Origin of the sequence: Actinomadura vinacea, assembly GCF_039532545.1 — a bacterium.
Lineage (GTDB): Bacteria > Actinomycetota > Actinomycetes > Streptosporangiales > Streptosporangiaceae > Spirillospora > Spirillospora vinacea.
In genome coordinates, this window is the sequence record NZ_BAAARW010000006.1 from 1 (window position 1) to 18,864 (window position 18,864).

Genomic DNA, 18,864 nt, shown 5'->3' on the forward strand with positions numbered 1-18,864 from the left:
CTGCACATGGCGACGGTGCGCGCCCGCGTGACCTTCGACCTGCTCGCCGGCGCCCCCGGGCCGCGGAGGCCATGCTCGACCAGCTCGCCTGGTGGGGCCTGGCCCTGCGCGAGGCCCGCGCGGCACGGCCGTACGTCTCCTGAACCCCCTGAAAAACCCCTGGAAACCGGAAGGCGGAATGACATGAGCACATCGACCACCGATGTGGCGATCGAGACATCGGGCCTGGTCAAGACGTTCGGCAAGACCCGGGCGCTGGACGGGGTCGACCTGGTCGTCCCGCGCGGCAGCGTGTACGGGGTCCTCGGCCCCAACGGCGCCGGCAAGACCACCGCGGTGCGGGTGCTGGCGACGCTGCTGCGCGCGGACGGCGGCGAGGCCCGCGTCTTCGGCCACGACGTGCGCCGCGACCCCGACGCCGTACGCTCCCGGGTCAGCCTGACCGGGCAGTACGCCTCGGTGGACGAGGACCTCACCGGCACCGAGAACCTCGTGCTGCTGGGCCGGCTGGTCGGCTATGGCAAGGGCGCGGCCCGCGAGCGCGCGGCCCGGCTGCTGGAGGCGTTCGGGCTCACCGACGCCGCCGACCGGCAGGTCAAGAACTACTCCGGCGGGATGCGGCGGCGCATCGACATCGCCGCGAGCATCCTCAACACCCCGGACCTGCTCTTCCTGGACGAGCCCACCACCGGCCTCGACCCGCGCAGCCGCAACCACGTCTGGGACATCGTCCGGGTGGTGGTGGCGCAGGGCACGACGGTGCTGCTTACCACCCAGTACCTGGAGGAGGCCGACCGGCTGGCGGGCCGCATCGCGGTCATCGACCACGGCAAGGTGATCGCGGAGGGCACCCCGGGCGAGCTGAAGTCCTCGGTCGGCGCGGGCTCGGTGCACCTGCGGCTGCGCGAGGCGGCGCAGCGGCCCGAGGCGCAGCGGCTGCTCGCCCGGGTCCTGGACGCCCCGGTGGACCAGGACGCCGACCCGGTCGCGCTGACCGCCCGGCTGGCGACGGTGCGCACCGGCTCCGGCGCCTCCGAGCAGGCGTCCCGCGCGCTGGCCGAGCTGGCGGCGGCCGGGATCACCGTGGACGACTTCTCCCTCGGCCAGCCCAGCCTGGACGAGGTGTTCCTCACCCTGACCGGCCGCCCGGCCGAGCAGGACACCGGCGGCACCGGCGACAACGGCAAGGAGATGGCGGCATGACGACCACGACCACCCAGGAGACGCCCGGCGCCTACGTCCCGTCCCCGGAGATCATCGGCGCGGTGCTGGCGCCCGCCGACCGGCCGCCGCGGCCGAGCGCGCTGTCGGCGTCGATGACCTTCGGCTGGCGGGCGATGCTGAAGATCAAGCATGTGCCCGAGCAGCTGTTCGACGTCACCGCCTTCCCGATCATCATGACGCTGATGTTCACCTACCTGTTCGGCGGGGCGCTGGCCGGCTCGGTCACCGACTACCTGCAGTTCCTGCTGCCGGGCATCATGGTGATGAGCGTGATCATGACGACGATGTACACCGGCGTCGCGGTGAACACCGACATCGAGAAGGGCGTGTTCGACCGGTTCCGCAGCCTGCCGATGTGGCGGCCCGCGCCGATGGTCGGCTACCTGCTCGGCGACATGTTCCGCTACACGGTGGCGTCGCTGGTCATCCTGGCGCTCGGGCTGGTGCTGGGCTTCCGCCCGGACGGCGGCCCGGCCGGCGTGCTCGCGGGGATCGCGGTGCTGGTGCTCTTCTCGTTCGCCTTCTCCTGGGTCTGGACGATGTTCGGCCTGCTGCTGCGCTCGGAGAAGTCGGTCATGGGCGCCAGCATGATGGTGCTGTTCCCGGCCACCTTCCTCAGCAACATCCTGGTGCGGCCGGAGACCATGCCCGGCTGGCTGCAGGCGTTCGTGGACGTCAACCCGATCACGCAGCTGGTGGCGGTGGTCCGCGGCCTGATGCAGGGCGATGTGGGCAGCGAGCTGGTCTGGGTCGTCGGCTGGGGCGCCGCGTTCATCCTCGTGTTCGGCTCCCTGACGATGTGGCTCTACAACCGCAAATGAGCAGCTGTGTTCATTGCAATCCCGGCCCAGGGTGCTCGCCTGGCGGCTCGCACCCTGACCTGGCTTGGTGCGAGCGCGGCATCGCTTCGCGATCTGGCCGGTGAGGCTCGCCTCCGGCATCGCCCCACCGGCCAGGCAACGCGCTCGCGCGGTACTTGAGGCCACTTCGAGACAAGACCCGAGGTCCGGGCCGGGGCGCGGTTTCCATGACGGAGCCGCGCCCCGGCTTCGTCATTGGAGCGGCGCGTCACAGCCGCCAGGGCGCGTCGGACTCGGGCTGGTAGACGCAGGACGCGCCGGTGGACACCGTGGCCCTCAGGTGGCCGGCCAGCTCGGGATGGTGCCGGTCGAGCCTGCGCAGGGTGTCGCGGATGCGGGCGGTGACGGCCTTGCGGGCGCGCTCGGCCTCGTCGCCCAGGCGGCGGCTGCGGCCGGCCAGCCCGGCGGCCGCGCGCAGCTCCTCCAGCAGCGCGGCCCGCTCCCTGTCGTACTCGGCGGCCCGGTCGTCGTCGCCGAGCCCGGCGGCCCGGTCGATCTCCTCGTCCAGCACCTGGAGCCGCCGCTTGTAGCGCGCCCTGGCCTCCTCGTCGAGGACGTCGTCGCCGCCCATCCGGCGGGACGCCGCGACGACCTCGCCGCCCTCGGGCGCCAGCAGCGTCACCGCCGGGATCGCGGTGCCGGGACTGCCCAGCAGCCGGTGCAGGTCGCGCAGGCCCTTGGCGTCGGGCAGGTGGACGGCGCGGCCGCCGAACGCCAGCGTCCAGACCCGCCCGTCGAAGCGGAACACCGCGCCGGAGGGGCTCTCGGCGGGGCCGGACGGACCGTCCGCCGCACCCAGGCCGGCCAGGGCCCGGTGGGCGCGGCCGGCCAGGTGCCGCATTCCCAGCTCCTCGGCCTCGCCCGCCGCCTCGGTGAACAGCGCCCGGGCCGCGCCGCGGTCGCCGGTGCCGGCACGGGCCGCCAGCGTCTCGCCGAGCCGCAGCCGCGCCTCGGCCGCCCAGGGACGGGCGCCCAGCCGGTCGGCCGAGCGGACGGCGCCGGTGAGCCGCTCGACGGCGTCGTCCCACCGCTTCTGGGCGGCGTCGACCACGCCGAGCCAGAGGCTCATCGGGCCGCTGACCTCGCAGCCGTACAGACCCACCGCCCACAGGTCGCGGTGGGGCAGCAGCGCCGACCGGGCGCGCTCGCACAGCTTCGGGTCGCCCGACAGGGCGGCGGTCTGCGCCAGGAAGCGCAGCCACAGCGGCTCGATCATGCGCGGGTACGGGGAGCCGCCGTCCTCCACCTCCTCCAGCAGCCGCAGCGCCGCGTCGGTGTCACCGCGTTGCGCGGCGGTAACGCCCTCCAGCAGCGTGGCGTACGGGTGGCCCTGCGCGTGGATCGCCAGGCGTATGCCCTCGATCTCGTCGAACGCCCCCCGCAGCAGGTCGAGCGCCCAGCGCAGGTGCAGCCCCATGAACCCGAACTCGTGGACGGAGTCGTCCTCGCCCGCCTCCGTCACCACACCGATCTGCGCGGCGGCCTCCTCGAAACGCCCCTGCATGGTGTTGACGATGGCCTGGTCGACCTGGCCCGCGACCGTCCACACCGTGGGCTCGTCGTCATGGGTCAAGGCGACGAACTCGCGATACTGGTCGAGGAAACGCGGATCGCCCTGCTCCAGCAGCGCCACCCAGCGGAACGAGGTGGCGAAGGCGACGGCGCCCTGATCACCGGACCGGCGGCCCAGCTCGGCGAGCTCGGAGGTGAGCTCCTCCCGCTCGGCCGCGGTGCCCATGCCGAGGATCGCGTCATGCCGCGCCCAGAGCCCGAACGACAGCGCCTCCCGGTCGCCGTCCCGGCGGGCCAGCCCGGCGATCTTGGTCGCCAGTTCCTGCACCATCTGGAGGTTGGGCAGCACGCCGGGCGGGGGGCGCCCGCCGCCGATCAGCCTGCGGTGCGCCTCCCGGACCAGTTCGGCGCGCTCCTCGGCGCGCTCGTCGAGCCGGCCGTAGCGGTAGAGGGCGAGGGCCACCCGGGCGAGCAGCTCGGGGTCGTCCAGCTCCCGGGCGAGGGCGGTGGCCTGCTCGAACGCGCGCCAGGCGGCGTCGGAGACGTTGTCGTAATGCAGCGCCCGGCCCAGCTCGACGGTGATCAGGATGCGCTCGCGGAGCCGGCCGGGGGGAAGGATCTCCAGCGCGTGGCGCAGGTGCTGGAGCGCCTCCTCCACCGACAGCCGGGACGAGGCGTGGTCGGCGGCGGCCTTCAGCAGCTCCACCGCCCGCATCGCGTCGATCCGGTCGCCGGCGAGGCGGGCGTGCCGGGCCGACTCGGCCGGCAGGATCCGCCCGGCCAGGGCGGGCGACCGGTCGAGGGCCCGGACGACGGCGGCGTGCGCGTCCCCGGCGGCGTCCTCGTCGAGCGCGCCGTACAGCGTCTCGCGGACCAGATCGTGCGCGAAGGCGAACCGGCCCGCGCCCAGCGCGGTCACCAGCCGCGCCGCGAGCGCCTGGTCGAGCAGCCGGTCCACGTGCGGCACCGGGATCTCCGCGGTCGCCGCCAGCACCCGGCGATGGAACTCGCGGCCGAGCACGGCCGCCGCGGTCAGCATCCGCTCGACCGGCGGGGCCAGCAGCGACAGCCGCCGCTGCACGGCGTCGCGGACGCCCGGCGCGATCGCGGTGACGCTGCCGCCGCCGTGCCAGAGCCGCGCCGTCTGCTCCACGAAGAACGGGTTGCCGCCGGTCCGCCGGTGCACCTCGGCGACCAGCTCCGGATCGGGGTCGCGGCCCACCGTGCGCGACATGAGCCGCCCGACCTCGGCGCGGCCGAGTCCGGTCAGCGTCACCGTCGTGGCCTTGCCGGCCAGCGCCGCGAGCTGCGGCCCGAGCGGATGCCCGGCCCCCTCCACCTCGACGTCGCGGTACGCCCCGATCAGCAGCAGCCGCTCGAACCAGGTGTGCCGGGCCGCGAACTCCAGCAGCCGGACCGAGGCGGCGTCGGCCCAGTGCAGATCGTCCAGCACCACCACGACCGGGCGCCGCTGCGACGCGGCCACCAGCGCGGTCGTCACCGCGTCGTAGAGCCGGAACCCGTCGGCGCCGCCGCCGGGCGACTCGCCCAGCAGCGCCGCAAGCTCCGCTCCCGCCAGCTCCTGGATGCCGGCCCATTCGCCGGGGTCGGCGGCGCGCCCCAGTGCCCGGACGACCTGCGTCCACGGCCAGTAGCCGGGCGCGGCGGCCGAGTCCCAGCAGGAGCCGCCCAGGACCAGGACCCCGTCCTGGCGGGCCCGCTGCACGGCGCTGGTGACCAGGGTCGTCTTGCCGATCCCGGCCTCGCCGGTGACCAGCACGAGGCCGCCGTGGCTGGTGGTCGCCCGCTCTATCTCGGCGTTCAGCACCGAGGCGGGGTGATCCCGTCCGATCAGCGCGGATGTCATGGTCGTCTGGCCGTTCCCTCGGGCTCGATTCGCTGGGCCTACGGGTGTGCGGGACGACGTTAGCGGCACCCACCGACATTCCCGCGCCTCCATCGTGCCCGATGGACCGACATGGATAGATATGCATATTCATATTGATTAGCGAGCCATATGAATATTGGACATGAGCGATGCGGCTCTGGTCTGCTCTGGGACGAAGATCGACAATGAGGAGCAGGCATGAAGCACACATCCACCCCCGGCGCCAGACCGCGACCGCCGGCCAGGACGGGGCTCGCCCTCCTGGCTGCGGCCGCGCTGATCGGCGGCGCGGCCTGCGGCGCGGGTCCGGCCTCCGCCGTCCCCGCCGCCAAGGTCGCCGCGTCGAAGGGCGCCGCGCCCGCGAGCACGCCCCAGAGCACCTCGCCCGCCCCCGCACTCCAGAAGGAGGTCCGCGAGCGGCTCCGCAGGCTGGAGACCTCCTACGACGGCCGCATCGGCATGTTCGCCCTGGACACCGGCACCGGGAGCACGATCGGCTACCGGAGCCACGAGAGCTTCCCGCTGGCGTCGACGTTCAAGGCGATCGCGTCCGCGGCGATCCTCGACCGGGCACGCCGGCTCGAGCCCGGCCTGCTCGAGCGCCGCGTGTTCTGGACGGCCGAGGAGGAGGTCCTCCCCTCGCCCGTCACCGAGGGCCGCGGCGGCACCGGCATGACCATGGCCGAGCTCTGCGCCGCCTCCATCTCGCACAGCGACAACACCGCCGCGAACCTGATGCTCAAGGAGCTCGGCGGGCCGGCCGGCCTGACCCGCTACTTCCGCTCCCTCGGCGACCCGGTGTCCCGCCTCGACCGCACGGAGCCGGACCTGAACATCTGGCGGCCGGGCGAGCGGCGCGACACCACCACCCCCGCGGCCGCCGGCCGCGACCTGAACCGGCTCACCACGGGCGACGCCCTCGCCGCGCCGGACCGGGACCGGCTGAACGGCTGGCTCCGCGGCAGCACCACGGGCAACGAGCGGATCCGCGCCGGCCTGCCCAAGGACTGGACGGTCGGCGACAAGACCGGCACGGGCAGCACCTACGGCACCGCCAACGACATCGCGATCGCCTGGCCCCCGTCCGGAGCCCCGCTGATCATCTCGGTCTACACCAACCGCGATGACGCCGGCGGCGAGGCCGAGAACCGCGTCATCGCCGAGACCGCCGCCATCGCCGCCCGCGGGCTGGGCCGGATGGAGTGAGGTCTCCGGGCGGTCCCGCCGCGTAGGAGAATGCGGGGATCATGCCGGAGCGGGCCGTGCAGAATGGGGCGATGTGAGGATCTGTGTCTACGGGCTGGGCGCGGTCGGCGGGCTGATCGCCGCCCGGCTGGCCCGCTCCGGCGTCCCGGTGTCGGCGGTCGCGCGCGGCGCGACGCTGGAGGCCGTCCGCGAGCGCGGCGGGCTGGTCCTGGCCGAGGGCGCGGACGGGGAGCGCTCCGCGCCGATCCCGGTCACCGCCGCCGCGGACCCGGACGCCCTCGGCGTCCAGGACGTGGTGGTGATCGCGGTCAAGGCGACGGCGCTGCCCGCCGCCGCGCCGTCCATCGCCCGCCTGACCGGCCCGGACACGGTGCTCGTGCCCGCGCTGAACGGGATCCCCTGGTGGTTCTTCCACGGCCTGGGCCACGACGTCCGCCTGGAGTCCACCGATCCCGGCGGCGCGGTGTCGGCGGCGCTGCCGGCCGGGCGCGTCGTCGGGAGCGTGGTGCATCTGAGCGCCGCGTGCCCCGAGCCCGGCGTCGTCCGGAATCCGGCGGGGGAGCGGATCATCCTCGGCGAGCCGTGCGGCGGCGGCTCGGACCGGGTGGAGTCGGTCGCCGGGCCGCTCCGCCGCGCCGGGTTCGAGGTCGAGGTCAGCGACCGGGTGCAGCGGGACGTGTGGTTCAAGCTCTGGGGCAACATGACCATGAACCCGCTGTCGGCGCTCACCGGCGCCACCTCGGACCGGATCCTGGACGACCCCCTGGTCCGCGGCCTCGCCAGCGCCTGCATGCGCGAGGCGGCCGAGGTCGGGGCCCGGATCGGGCTGCCGATCGACGCCGACCCCGAGGAGCGGCACGCCGTCACGCGCGGGCTCGGCGCGATCCGCACCTCGATGCTGCAGGACGTCGACGCCGGCCGCCCGATCGAGCTGGACGCCCTGGTGACCTCGGTGACCGAACTGGGGCGCCGAGTCGGCGTGCCCACGCCCGCCATCGACGGGCTGCTGGGCCTGACCCGGCTCAGCGCCCAGGTGCGCGGCCTCTACCCCGCGACCGGCTTTCCCGCGCCGTAGCCCGCGGGCCCGCGCTCACGCGGCGACGGACTTGGTCGGCGGCGCGGTGAGCGCGTAGATGAGCAGCACGCACATCGCGATGACGATCACCGACCAGACCGGGTACGCGGTGAGGAACATCAGCTGCCCGATGGCGGCGATGGCCGCCATGACGACGCCCGCCACCCGCGCCCAGCTGTGCCCCGCCAGGACGCCCGCGCCGACCGCGATCTGGATGATCCCCACGACCAGCCAGATCCATCCCCAGGCGGTCCAGTTGAAGATCAGGATCTCGTCGCCGGAGACGAGGAAGTAATCGGGTTTGAACAGGGCGACGATCCCGTCGATGACGTTGAACGCGCCCACGACCAGGCCGATGATGCCGGCGAAGGTCAGCCACCCTGAGATCCGCGGGCCGTGCGCGGTGGCGCCTTCGTGTGGTGCCGAGGTAGTGCCCATGACGTTCTCCTCGCCTGCTTGCTCCGTTTTCCAGAGGAGATCTGCCCGAGCGGTCACTTTCGCCAACCGGCCGCGGAAGAGATATGGCGGACGTGTGCCCGCACCTTTCCCGCTGTTTTGCCCATTTCGCCCGCCGGTTGATATTTGGCTATTTCCCGTTTCGGCGCCTGGCCAGTGCGGCGAGGAGCACGGCCGCCGTGCCGGTGAGGATGTAGAGGGCGAAGAGGCCCAGCGCCTCCGGCCAGGTGCCCTGCAGCAGGTACGCGACCCCGAACACCGCGCACACCAGCGCGGTCAGCGCCAGCCCGCAGCCGAGGGCGGCGGCCGCCGCCGCCCCGGCCAGCACCGCCGCCCGCCGCGTCCACGTCCGGGCGTCGCCGCGGAGGGCGCGGCCCTTCACCAGGCCCTTCACGAACGGGCGCGAACCCGCTGGAGAGCCCGCTCCGGGCCGGCGCCGCGGCGACACGTAGACGCACTCGGCGCGGTTGGCCGGAGGCGGTGCGCCGGCCGGCCGGCCCTCGTCGGTCGTCGTCCCGTGTCCGGCTGCCTCCGCACGCGTCGGCACTGCTCACCCACCAGCTCTCATAGCTCGACGTGCTGTTCCATGTACTCGGAGAGACGGGCAGTGATGGTGGCACATCATCGACCGGCCGGCCAGCAACCGGTCGATCATGGCGTTTCCCGGCCGTCAAGAACCCCCGTGAACGCCCGGCTTGGGCGGCTCCCCGGCGACGGGCGGGAGGGCGGCGCGCGCGTCCTGGAAGTCCAGGCCGGTGGCCTGCAGGAGGTCGACGGTGACCGACCGCGCCTGCGCCGCCACGACCTGCGTGGAGAAGCCGCTCCGGGCCGTGGTGACGAGCAGGGCCGCGGTCTCCTCCAGGGAGGCGCGGGCGGCCGTGGCGTCCCGCTGCTCGGCCAGCTCCCGCCCGAGTTCCGCGGCGGCGTGCGCCAGCCGGTCGAGGCTCGTCGCGAGGAAATCGGGCACGGGCTCGTGGGAGTGCAGCGCGGAGGCCGTGCGGCGCAGCAGCACGCGGGCGTTGCGGAGCGCGTGGTCGAGCGGCTCGGCGGCGGTGGTGTAACGCTCCAACGCGCGGCGCCGCCGCCGGCGGCGCACCGGGGACAGCGAGACCACCTCGTCCGCCGCGGTGAGCGCGGCGCGGTACTCGTCGATGGCCTGCTGGGTGCCGCGGGCCCGTTCCAGCGCCTCCTCGGCCAGCTGCGGGTCGCGCTGCCGGACGGCGTCCGCGGCTCCGGTCAGGGCCAGGGCGAGCTCGTCGAACAGCCGCCGTCCCTGGGGCCGGATGAGCTTCGTGGGGTCTCCCGAGAACAGCGCGATCGCGGCCAGGCCGAGCAGCCCGCCGATGAGCGCGTCCAGCATCCGGTCGGGCCCCTCCCGGCCGCCGGGCGGGAGCAGCGTCGCCACCAGCACGGCGGACGAGCCGGCCTGCAGCGTGATGAGGGCGCCGGCGTCCAGGAACACCGCGACGGTCATCGCCAGCGCCACCACCAGGGCGATCTGCCAGGCGCCGGTGCCGATGACCGACACCAGCAGATCGCCCACCCCGATCCCGACGCTCACCCCGACGACGAGTTCGACGACGCGCCGGATCCGCTGGCCCATCCCCGCGCCGACGCACAGCACCACGGCGATCGGCGCGAAGAACGGCCGCGGGTGCCCGAGGACGTCGGCGGCGATCAGCCAGGCCAGGGCGGCGGCGAGGGCGCACTGGACGATGGGCGGCCCCATCCGGCCCAGCCGCTGGACCCGTTCGCGCAGCGCCGTCCGCGCGCGTTTCCCGGCCCGCACGAGCAGGCCGGGCGCGCCGTCCTCACCGCCGGCCGGCCTCATGGCCCGCATCCTAGGTGGCGCGCCGCGCAGGTCAGGGCAGGGGGCGGCGGTAGAACAGGGCCGCGCCCAGCAGGTACGCGGCGGCCCGGTCCAGTGTGTCGCAGAGCATCTGCTTGCGGCGCTGCCCGTTCTGCAACAGGAACACCGACCAGCGCCCCGCCTCCGACACCAGGCACCAGGCGCCCTCCGCGGCTTGGTTGATCCGGTACGCGCCGGGGTCGACGCCCAGTTCCTTGAGCCGCCGTTCGAGGTCGGCCAGCGGGTCGTCGGCCATCGGCGCCTGCTGCCCCTGGTACGGCGCGTATCCGGGGCCGGGCGCGGGCCCGCCGGGGAAGGCGCTGGGCAGCGGTGGCGGACCGCCGGGACCGCCGTACGGGCCGGGAGGGCCGGGGGGACCGGGTGGGCCGGGAGGCCCTGGATAGGGCGCCGCCGGCATCGGCTGCGGAGGGAACCCGCCGGGCATGGGACCGCCGGGGAACGACCCGGGCAGGGGCGGCGGAGCGGGGTGGCCGGGAGGCGGACCGTAACCGGGCGGGCCGGGGTAGGGACCGCCGGGAGGAGGCGGCGGCGGGCCGCCGGGAAACGCCCACGGCTGCCCGCCCGGCGCTCCGGGCGGGGCTCCGGGCGGGGGCGGCGCGGACGCGCCCGGGGGCGGAGCCGGGTCCGGTTCCCGCTGCCCGGTCGCGATCTCGATCGCGATCTCCAACGTGGCGTCGTCGACCTCGGGGACGCGGTACCCCTGTGCGCGGATGTGCGCGACCAGATCGGGCTCCGGCGGGATGCCGTGCTTGTCGAGGTAGTAGTAGACCGCCCCCGCCCAGACCCACGTCCCGTCCGTCTTGAAGATCAGCGGGACCTGGTCGCCGCGCGACGGATCGACCTCGTCCGGGGCGTACGAACGGGCCGCGATCACCATTTTGGCGTCCCGGAGGTACTCGACGATCCGGGCGGTCTCGTCCTCGGGCACCGGGGGCCGGGAGACCGACGGCCGCTCACCGTTCGACGCCGGCCGGTCGAACACACGTGCACTGCGCATGCTCCCCGAAGATACACACCGCGACCGAAGGCTCACGCCCGAATCCGGTCATCGATGGTCTTCTCGGTCAAGAGGGGAGGATATGCACGTTCAGCCGAACGTGGCGCCGCCGTTGACGGTGAGGGTCTGGCCGGTGATGAACGCGGCCCGTTCCGAGGCCAGGAACGCCACCGCCTCGCCGACGTCGGCGGGCACGCCCAGATGGCCCAGCGGCAGCCGCGCGGCGTACTCCTCCGTGGCCTCGGCGGGCATGCCCGCGTGCCGGTCGGTGGGGATCCAGCCGGGCGCCACGAAGTTGACGGTGATCCCGTGCGGGCCGAGCTCGCGGGCCCAGGACCGGGTGAGCCCGAGCTGGGCGGCCTTGGCGGCGACGTAGGCGCCGGACATGGGCGGCCCCAGCGCGACGACGTCCGATCCGACGTGGACGATGCGGCCGTACCCGCGCCGCTTCATCCCGGCGACGGCCTCGCGGGCGAGCAGGAGCGGGCTCTTGACGAAGAACTCCAGCTGGTCCAGCACGTCCGGCCAGCGCGTCTCCTCGAGCGGGCGGTCGGGCTGCGGCCCGGTCGCGTTGCACACCAGGACGTCGAGGCGGCCGAAGGCGTCCAGCACGCGCCGGTGCAGTCCGGCGACCTCGTGCTCGTCGGTCACGTCGGCGCGGAACGCCGCGGCGCGCCCGCCCGCGGCGGTGATCTTCTCGCGCAACTCGGTGGCGGCCGCCTCGCCGCGCCGGTAGTTGAGTGCGACGGCGAGGCCGTCGCGGGCCAGCGCGGCCGCGATCGCGGCGCCCAGCCCGCGCGAGGCGCCGGTCACCAGCGCCACCCTTTCATCGGCCGTGCCGCCGCCGGTCTCCTGGCCGCCGGTCACCGCCGGGCTCCGCCGTCCCCCGCCGCCCGGCCCCGCTCGTCCGGTCCGTACCGCCGCATGACCTGATCACCGCCCTGCCGACATCGCCGCCGCCGTGCTGATCTTAACCCCTGGCCCAGCGGCGCCGATCATGAGCGAGCGGCGGCGCGGCCAGGGTGATCATTGCGGGATACCCGGATCCGCCGCCGGTACCGGCGCACCGGCAATCGTCACCCGGAGCCTTTACTGGACGACGTTAGGGAGATGGCTTCGCGGATAGGAGGGAGCGTTCCGGCGGCGGTGTTCTTTGGAAAAGGCATCGGTTCGGGCCGAGCTGCTTTTGGCCGCGCTGGAGGCGTGTTTCCGCGATTATTTCCCGTCCCTTGATGCGGGCTGGTGGGCTCGTTCCGGCCAGGCGGTGACCGGTCGATTGATCATCTTGCGGTGGAAGATCACGGCGAGGTGGAACGGTCCGAAACTAGATTGTCGCAGGTCATCAATGATCTCAATGTCAAAAGGGAAATGTCATCTGATGGCGCTAGATGTCCGAGAAGTTCTTGATATGTTCTGATGTTTTGGGAGTGGTGGCTCGTGGGCGGTCGGCGGGGCGGTTCGGCGAGATGTTCCCCCGGCATTTGCCGGGGGCGGCCTGGGGTGTTTTTGCGGTTGGTTGCCATTTGGGGTTATGCCTTGGCGGCGGGTTACTGTTTTCTTCCCTGCGGTCGATACCGCTGGGGATAATGGCTCCATTACCATCTACTTGACAGGCTGAGCCGGGGATGGTCATCAGAAGGATTCCGGTCCGGCCTCGACCGAACATCGGATCGACATTCCACGGGCTCACGGCCACGGTCGGCATCCTTGGGCGGCCCTCCGTCGAAGGAACCCGGCGGGCCGCCCTTGGAGCGGTCCATAAAGCTCCATCGGATCAAGGGAGAGGAGTGCCGCGGTGAAGTACGTGGTGCCCTACAGCGGAATCTCCAACCGGCTGGGCGACGAAGAGATCAAGGCCGTGACCGAGGTGCTGGGCCAGGACACACTGGCGATGGGCCCGACCGGCGCGGAGTTCGAACGCCGGCTGGCGACGGCGCTGGGGGCCCGGCACGCGCAGGCGACCAACTCCTGCACGACCGCCCTCTTCCTGGCCGCCCAGGTGCTGGAGCTCCAGGCGGGCGACGAGGTGATCACCACCCCGCAGACGTTCTGGGTCACGACCTGGCCGCTGCAGGCGCGCGGCGTTGAGATCAAGTTCGCCGACATCGACCCCGACAGCCTGAACATCGACCCCGCCACCATCGAGCCGCTGATCACCGAACGGACCAGGTCGATCTGGGTGGTGCACTACGGCGGCCAGGCCGTCGACATGGACCCGATCATGGACATCGCCCGCCGGCACGGCCTCACCGTGGTCGAGGACTGCGCGCACGTGCCCGGCGGCACCTACAAGGGCAAGACCCTGGGCACGATCGGCGACATCGGCTGCTTCAGCTTCCACTCGTTGAAGAACATGACCACGGCCGAAGGCGGCGCCTTCGTCACCGGCAACGACCGGTACGCCGAGATGGCGCGCGCCCTGGGGACCATCCACACCTGGGGCGAGATGGCCGAGCGCGACGACGCCTCGATCGGCCCGCACCGGCAGCCGGCCTACTACCGGGACGCGCACGTCCGCCGCTCCTACACCCACGACTTCGCGGGCGGGCGCTACCTCGTCGGCAACAACTACCGGATGAGCGAGCTGAGCGCCGCGCTCGGGCTGGTCCAGCTCGGCAGGCTGGACGACCTCAACGAGCGCCGCCGCGAGATCGCCGCCCGGCTCGACGAGGGGCTGCGGGAGGTGCCCGGCATCGACGTCCAGCGCGAGAAGCCCTACGCCCGCCACATCTACCACCTCTACACGCTCTTCTACCGGCCCGAGATCGTGGGCGCCCCGAAGGACGACTTCATCCGCCACCTCCAGGAAGTGGAAGGCATCGAGATCGTCATCCGGTACTTCCCCATCCACCTGCTGCCGGAGTTCCGCGCGCAGGGCCACCACTACGGGGAGTGCCCGGTCGCCGAGCAGACCTACTTCGAGCACCAGATCCAGCTCCCCATCTACGACCACCTGACCGAAGACCAGGTGGAGCACATGATCGGCGCGGTGCGGCGCGGGGTCGCCAAGCTCGGCGGGCACGCCTGACCGGGCACGGGCCGCCGCGGCCACGGCGGCCCGTGCACCGCTCCCCGACGGCACCGCGTGCGAACCGAGCCCTCGGACCGAGGTCGTCCTCGCACGCCCTGAATCAGGCGGACACCAAGCCGCCGCGGCACATCTGAATCCCGGTGAAACCCGGTGGTCGCGACGCGCCGCGACCCCGCACAGCCACGGCGGACGCGGGTCCGCCGCGGACGGCACGGCCCCGGCGGAGCCGCCGCCGGGGCAGGCCCGTCTCCCGTTCACCCCCTGCGTCCCATAGGCGGGACGCGCGACATTGGAGTCCCCCATGGGCAACAACACGCTGAGTTCCACACCCTCGGACGCCGCGTACGTGGCCGTCACCGGCGGGTCGGGTTTCGTCGGCGGCAATCTGGTCTCCGCGCTGACCGACCTCGGCAAGCAGGTCGTCATCGTCGACCTCGCCGAGCCGCCGGCGGCCCTGTCCGGGCTGCCCGGCGTCCAGTTCCGGCGCACTGACCTGCGGGACTACGGGGAGACCCTCCTCGCGCTGCGGGACGTGGACACCGTCTACCACCTGGCGGGCAACGCCAGCGGCACCAGGTCAGTCGAGAACCCCAGGTTCGACTTCCAGATGAACGGCCTCGCCACCTGCAACGTGGGCAACGCGTGCGTCGAGCTCGGCGTGCGGCGGATGGTCTTCATGTCCTCGGCCATCGTGTACGGGACCCCGCAGGCCTTCCCGATGACCGAGGAGCACCCGATCTGCCCGTTCCTGCCTTACGGGGCCTCGAAGTACGCGGGCGAACTGCACCTGCGCAGCCTGTACGACGCCATGGGGCTGCCCGTGGTGATCGGGCGGTCGTTCGTCGTCTACGGGCCGGGGGAGGACCCGCGCACCGCCGGCGGCGAGGTGTCGCAGTTCCTGCGCTGGCAGCTCAACGAGCTCCCGATCCCGGTGGTCGGGGACATCGACCACAAGACCCGCGACTTCGTCCACGTGGCGGACGTGTGCGCGGCGCTCATCACGCTCGCCGAGTCGGGGAAGCCGGGGGAGGCGTACAACATCGGCGGCGGGGAGGAGGTGTCGATGCGCGAGCTCGCCGCGGCCGTGGGCGAGGCGACCGGGCGGCCCGCGCGGTTGCAGGCCGACGCCTCGCAGCTGGAGGACAGCTTCCGGCTGGTGGCCGACATCTCCAAGCTCCGCGACATCGGCTACCGGCCCCGGGTGCCGCTCGACCAGGGCCTGAAATCGCTCGCCGAGGAGCTCGGGACCTTTCCCGAGCTCCCGTCGGTGACGGTGGCCTTCAAGCGGGACCCGGGCACGTGATGCCCGGACGCTGAATGGGAACGTTCCATCGCCATGCGCGCACGTCACCGCGCACGCGTGGCGATGGACCGTCAAGGGCAACGCCCGAGACCCGCGCGAGAACACGACCCGCCTCGGCCTGAGCCCAAGCAGGCCGGTCCTCGAGCGAGGAGAGCATGTCCAGAGAGCACAAGACCGAAGGCAGTGCCCGTCCCTCGGAGGTGAACGCCACCGATATCGGACCCGCGGTCGGCGCTCTCACCGACCTACCCGTCGTCCGCAAGCGGGCGGCCAGGATCGCCATCGGCGGCGTCTTCTTCGTGAACGGCGCCGCCTTCGCCACCTGGGCCGCCCGCGTCCCCGCCGTCCGGGACTCGCTGGGGCTGTCCCCCGGAGCCCTGTCGGTGGCCCTGACCGGCCTGGCCGCCGGCGCGTTCGTCGGGCTGCCCCTCGCGGGCGGCCTGGTGGCGCGCTGGGGGAGCCGGCGGGTCCTGGTCGGCGCCGCCCTCTACCTGGCGGCGCTCCCGCTGATCACGCTCGCGCCCCGGCTCCTGCACCTGACCGCCGCGCTCCTGGTGTTCGCGATCGGCAACAGCATCCTGGACGTCGCGATGAACACCCAGGGCGCGCTCGCCGAGCGGGCCTGCGGCCGTCCCATCATGGGGGGCCTGCACGCCATGTTCAGCCTCGGCGGCGTACTGGGAGCGGCGACCGGGGGCCTGGCCGTCAACGCGGGCGTCGGCGTCGGAACGCACTTCCTGGCGACCGCCGTGGCGCTGTCCATCGCCTGTGCCTGCGCGGCGGCGTTCCTGCTGCCGGACGTGCGGCGCGACCGCGCCTCGGGCCCGCTGATCACCTTGCCGACCCGGCGGGTCTGGGCGCCCGGCCTCATCGCCTTCTGCGCGCTCATGGGCGAGGGGCTGATGAACGACTGGGGCGCCCTCTACCTCAACGACGTCGCCGGCACCTCGGCCTGGACCGCGGCCCTCGGCTTCTCGGTCTTCTCCGGCGGCATGGTGACCGGCCGGCTGGCCGCCGACCACATCCGCGCCCGTACCGGGCACGACCGGGTACTGCGCGGATGCGTGCTGGTCGCGGCGGGCGGCGCGGGGCTGGCCATCGCGCTGCCCGCCCCGTGGACGGGCCTGCTCGCCTACGCGCTGATCGGGCTCGGCCTGTCCGCCGTGATCCCGATGACCTTCAGCCACACGGCGGAGCGGTCCCCGCAGCAGCCGGCCACCGCGATCGCCGCCGTCTCCACGGTCGGCTACGTCGGGTTCCTGGTGGGGCCGCCGATCATGGGCGCATTGGCGGAGTGGGCCGGCCTGCACACCGCCATGCTCGTCTTCCCGTTCCTGATGTGCGTCCTGTTCGTCCTGGCCCCGTCGCTGCGCCGCTGACCTGGCCGGGCGCCGGCGGAAGGACCGCGGGGGCGGGAAGCCGATGGCGGCCCGCCCCCGCGGGTCAGAAGAGCGTGGGCGGCTCGGCCGGCACCGGTTCGGGCAGCGGCTCGACCTCGGGCAACTCGGCCCGTACGTCGTCGTGGAAGCGCCGGGCCAGCATCAGCGCCTCGGCGTTGTCGGGGGTGTGGACGAACACCGTCGGGGAGCGGCCCTCGCGCAGCCAACCGGTGACCGTCTCGACCCAGTGCCGCCAGCCCTCGACGGTCCGCGCGGTGTCGTCCCGGCCGAGGTAGCGGACGATCGGGCGGCCGGTCAGCGCGCGCGAACGCCGCGGCACGCGCGGCTTCTTCGTCCACGCGTCGCGTTCGGCGTCGCTGGCCGGGCGGTCCCGGAACAGCGTGACGGTGTCGAAGGGGATCCACTCCGCGCCGACGTCCGCGAGGACCCGTTCGAGGAGCCGTTCGGACCGCTCGTCCTCGAAGAACGAGCGGTGGCGCACCTCCACCGCGTACCGGTAGGCGCCGGGGAGCCGGCGTAGGAAGCCGGCGAGCGCGCCGAGGTCGGCGGGACCGAACGATCCGGGCAGCTGCACCCAGAGCGCGTGGTTCCGCGGGCCGAGCGGTTCGATCGCCGTCAGGAACGCGCGCAGCTCGTCGTCGATGCCGGCGAGGCGCCGCTCATGCGTGATCGACCTGGGCAGCTTGACGACGAAGCGGAAGTCCGGCGGGGTCTGCTCCGCCCACGACTCCACGGTGCTCCGCGACGGCGTCGCGTAGAACGTCGTGTTGCCCTCCACCGCGTTGCACCAGGTCGCATAGGACTTCAGACGTTCCCTGGGCGGGAGCGGATGGGGCAGGTAGCGCCCCTGCCATGGCGAGTGCGTCCACATCGCGCATCCCACATGAAGCCGCATGAACGCGACGCTATCGGAGGCTGGAGGTCACCCGGCCGGGAACCGGTTCACCCAGCGGCGCTGCCACGGCGTCTCGACGGCGCGGCGGTGGTGGTGTTCCCGCGTCCACGCGACGGCGTCCGCGGGATCGAGACCCGCCAGGACGGCGAGGCAGGCGATGACCGTGCCGGTACGGCCGACGCCGCCCCCGCAGGCGACCTCGACCGCCGCGCCGTCCAGGGCCCGCACGTGCAGCGCGCGGATCTCCCGGACGGCCTGCTCGGAGTCGCGCGGGAGCAGGAAGTCCGGCCAGTCGAGCCAAACGCACGGCCAGCTCAGCGCCCCTTCGTGGCGCCCGCGGAGCCGGCCGGAGCCCAGGTAGAGGCCGAAGTCCGGCAGCGGGCCGTCCGGCATCGGGTAACGCAGGCCGCGGCCGCGGATCCACGCGCCGTCCGGCAGCTGGACGGCGCCTGACAGCCGTGCCGTGTCCGCGCTCATCGGGCCTCGCTCCCGGCCTGCCGCCGGGCCCGGTGGTTGGCGACGTTCAGCCGGTTGCCGCACAGGTCGGGCATGCAGTAGAGGCGCCGCCCGGACCGGCTGACGTCGGCGAACACGCCGCGGCAGCCCGGCGCGGCGCACGGGCGGAAGCGCTCGTGGCCGAGCGCCCGGACCGTGCCGAGCAGCCCGATCCCGGCGACCGCCGCCAGCTCGTCGGCGAGCGGGGCGCCCGCCGCGGTCGGGACGTGCCACTGCCACCGGTCGTCTCCGTCGCGCAGCAGCACGGGGCGGAGCGCGGCGCGGCCGGTCAGCACCGCCGCGCCCGCGACGGCCTGCTCCTCGGTCTCCGTCTCCAGGATCCCGCGCACTTCACGGCGCAGGAGATGCACTTCCCAGAGGTCCTCGGCCGAGGGCGACCGGCCGCCGGCCACGGCGTCGAGCCGGAGGTCGTGTCCGGCGAGGAAGGCCGCCAGCGCGTCCGGGTCCGGCAGGGCCTCGCCCGTGGTGGCCCGCACCGTGGGCGAGGTGTTGACCAGGTCGCTCGCCGCGTTCGCCGCGGCCGCGTAGCCGGTGATGGGGATCTGCACGTCCGCCCCTCGTTCGTGTAACTGGTTCAAGTCGACTATATCCCTTACATTCGTCTCAGTGTCATGACAGTGCCTTGACAGCG

Annotated in this window: 16 protein-coding genes; 7 read left to right on the forward strand and 9 right to left on the reverse strand. The window is 73.4% G+C overall.

The window, feature by feature from the left end:
- Nucleotides 1-183 precede the first annotated feature (183 nt).
- Both ABD340_RS08650 and ABD340_RS08655 read left to right on the forward strand, forming a co-directional pair.
- Nucleotides 184-1,203: an ATP-binding cassette domain-containing protein gene (locus ABD340_RS08650; RefSeq protein ID WP_344588101.1), complete on the forward strand. Its 1,020-nt coding sequence runs from the start codon at nucleotides 184-186 to the stop codon at nucleotides 1,201-1,203.
- Entirely contained in the window at nucleotides 1,200-2,045 is an 846-nt protein-coding gene (locus ABD340_RS08655; RefSeq protein WP_344588103.1) for an ABC transporter permease, read from the forward strand. Before ABD340_RS08650 ends, ABD340_RS08655 begins: the two co-directional genes overlap by 4 nt.
- Before the next feature lie 247 nt (nucleotides 2,046-2,292).
- On the opposite strand, the gene ABD340_RS08660 is transcribed toward ABD340_RS08655, so the two are convergent.
- Nucleotides 2,293-5,463, reverse strand: coding sequence for an ATP-binding protein (locus ABD340_RS08660; protein ID WP_344588104.1), 3,171 nt, complete (start codon nucleotides 5,461-5,463; stop codon nucleotides 2,293-2,295).
- A 219-nt stretch (nucleotides 5,464-5,682) separates the two neighbouring features.
- On the opposite strand from ABD340_RS08660, the gene bla reads away from it, so the two are divergent.
- Nucleotides 5,683-6,690, forward strand: a complete 1,008-nt coding sequence (gene bla, locus ABD340_RS08665; RefSeq protein ID WP_344588106.1) for a class A beta-lactamase — start codon at nucleotides 5,683-5,685, stop codon at nucleotides 6,688-6,690.
- A gap of 73 nt (nucleotides 6,691-6,763) precedes the next feature.
- Nucleotides 6,764-7,765, forward strand: coding sequence for a 2-dehydropantoate 2-reductase (locus tag ABD340_RS08670; RefSeq protein WP_344588107.1), 1,002 nt, complete (start codon nucleotides 6,764-6,766; stop codon nucleotides 7,763-7,765).
- A gap of 15 nt (nucleotides 7,766-7,780) precedes the next feature.
- Here ABD340_RS08670 and ABD340_RS08675 read toward each other — a convergent pair whose 3' ends face one another.
- From ABD340_RS08675 to ABD340_RS08695, 5 genes are all read right to left on the reverse strand, one after another.
- On the reverse strand, nucleotides 7,781-8,203 hold the full coding sequence (locus tag ABD340_RS08675) for a DUF7144 family membrane protein (RefSeq protein WP_344588108.1): 423 nt from the start codon (nucleotides 8,201-8,203) through the stop codon (nucleotides 7,781-7,783).
- Between the two features lie 148 nt (nucleotides 8,204-8,351).
- Entirely contained in the window at nucleotides 8,352-8,768 is a 417-nt protein-coding gene (locus tag ABD340_RS08680; protein WP_344588109.1) for a hypothetical protein, read from the reverse strand.
- Between the two features lie 123 nt (nucleotides 8,769-8,891).
- The gene (locus ABD340_RS08685) at nucleotides 8,892-10,052 is read right to left on the reverse strand and encodes an FUSC family protein (protein WP_344588110.1); all 1,161 of its coding nucleotides are present in this window, start codon (nucleotides 10,050-10,052) and stop codon (nucleotides 8,892-8,894) included.
- Nucleotides 10,053-10,083: 31 nt separating this feature from the next.
- Nucleotides 10,084-11,088 carry a hypothetical protein gene (locus tag ABD340_RS08690; protein ID WP_344588111.1) on the reverse strand — a complete coding sequence of 335 codons (1,005 nt, stop codon included), beginning with the start codon at nucleotides 11,086-11,088 and terminating at the stop codon, nucleotides 10,084-10,086.
- A gap of 90 nt (nucleotides 11,089-11,178) precedes the next feature.
- The gene (locus ABD340_RS08695; RefSeq protein WP_344588112.1) at nucleotides 11,179-11,955 is read right to left on the reverse strand and encodes an SDR family NAD(P)-dependent oxidoreductase; all 777 of its coding nucleotides are present in this window, start codon (nucleotides 11,953-11,955) and stop codon (nucleotides 11,179-11,181) included.
- A 928-nt stretch (nucleotides 11,956-12,883) separates the two neighbouring features.
- Between ABD340_RS08695 and ABD340_RS08700 the strand changes: the two genes are divergently transcribed.
- The 3 genes from ABD340_RS08700 to ABD340_RS08710 all read left to right on the forward strand — a co-directional run bounded on the left by ABD340_RS08700 (nucleotide 12,884) and on the right by ABD340_RS08710 (nucleotide 16,801).
- The gene (locus ABD340_RS08700; RefSeq protein WP_344588113.1) at nucleotides 12,884-14,116 is read left to right on the forward strand and encodes a DegT/DnrJ/EryC1/StrS family aminotransferase; all 1,233 of its coding nucleotides are present in this window, start codon (nucleotides 12,884-12,886) and stop codon (nucleotides 14,114-14,116) included.
- 304 nt (nucleotides 14,117-14,420) lie between these two features.
- Entirely contained in the window at nucleotides 14,421-15,422 is a 1,002-nt protein-coding gene (locus tag ABD340_RS08705) for an NAD-dependent epimerase/dehydratase family protein (protein WP_344588114.1), read from the forward strand.
- Between the two features lie 155 nt (nucleotides 15,423-15,577).
- Nucleotides 15,578-16,801 (forward strand): MFS transporter, encoded by a 1,224-nt coding sequence (locus ABD340_RS08710; protein WP_344588115.1) that lies wholly within the window; start codon nucleotides 15,578-15,580, stop codon nucleotides 16,799-16,801.
- A 64-nt stretch (nucleotides 16,802-16,865) separates the two neighbouring features.
- On the opposite strand, the gene ABD340_RS08715 is transcribed toward ABD340_RS08710, so the two are convergent.
- The 3 genes from ABD340_RS08715 to ABD340_RS08725 are packed head-to-tail and all read right to left on the reverse strand — an operon-like array spanning nucleotide 16,866 to nucleotide 18,781.
- Nucleotides 16,866-17,717: a DUF72 domain-containing protein gene (locus ABD340_RS08715; protein ID WP_344588116.1), complete on the reverse strand. Its 852-nt coding sequence runs from the start codon at nucleotides 17,715-17,717 to the stop codon at nucleotides 16,866-16,868.
- A 27-nt stretch (nucleotides 17,718-17,744) separates the two neighbouring features.
- Complete coding sequence (locus ABD340_RS08720) at nucleotides 17,745-18,194, reverse strand: phosphatase domain-containing protein (protein WP_344588117.1); 450 nt, start codon at nucleotides 18,192-18,194, stop codon at nucleotides 17,745-17,747.
- Nucleotides 18,191-18,781 carry a CGNR zinc finger domain-containing protein gene (locus ABD340_RS08725; RefSeq protein ID WP_344588118.1) on the reverse strand — a complete coding sequence of 197 codons (591 nt, stop codon included), beginning with the start codon at nucleotides 18,779-18,781 and terminating at the stop codon, nucleotides 18,191-18,193. Before ABD340_RS08725 ends, ABD340_RS08720 begins: the two co-directional genes overlap by 4 nt.
- Nucleotides 18,782-18,864: the final 83 nt, after the last annotated feature.

Coding starts and splice junctions, on each gene's coding strand:
- ABD340_RS08710 (WP_344588115.1), top strand. CDS start 15,578: ATGTCCAGAGAGCACAAGACCGAAGGCAGTGCCCGTCCCTCGGAGGTG.
- ABD340_RS08675 (WP_344588108.1), bottom strand. CDS start 8,203: ATGGGCACTACCTCGGCACCACACGAAGGCGCCACCGCGCACGGCCCG.
- ABD340_RS08650 (WP_344588101.1), top strand. CDS start 184: ATGAGCACATCGACCACCGATGTGGCGATCGAGACATCGGGCCTGGTC.
- ABD340_RS08660 (WP_344588104.1), bottom strand. CDS start 5,463: ATGACATCCGCGCTGATCGGACGGGATCACCCCGCCTCGGTGCTGAAC.
- ABD340_RS08655 (WP_344588103.1), top strand. CDS start 1,200: ATGACGACCACGACCACCCAGGAGACGCCCGGCGCCTACGTCCCGTCC.
- bla (WP_344588106.1), top strand. CDS start 5,683: ATGAAGCACACATCCACCCCCGGCGCCAGACCGCGACCGCCGGCCAGG.
- ABD340_RS08715 (WP_344588116.1), bottom strand. CDS start 17,717: ATGCGGCTTCATGTGGGATGCGCGATGTGGACGCACTCGCCATGGCAG.
- ABD340_RS08705 (WP_344588114.1), top strand. CDS start 14,421: ATGGGCAACAACACGCTGAGTTCCACACCCTCGGACGCCGCGTACGTG.
- ABD340_RS08720 (WP_344588117.1), bottom strand. CDS start 18,194: ATGAGCGCGGACACGGCACGGCTGTCAGGCGCCGTCCAGCTGCCGGAC.
- ABD340_RS08685 (WP_344588110.1), bottom strand. CDS start 10,052: ATGAGGCCGGCCGGCGGTGAGGACGGCGCGCCCGGCCTGCTCGTGCGG.
- ABD340_RS08690 (WP_344588111.1), bottom strand. CDS start 11,088: ATGCGCAGTGCACGTGTGTTCGACCGGCCGGCGTCGAACGGTGAGCGG.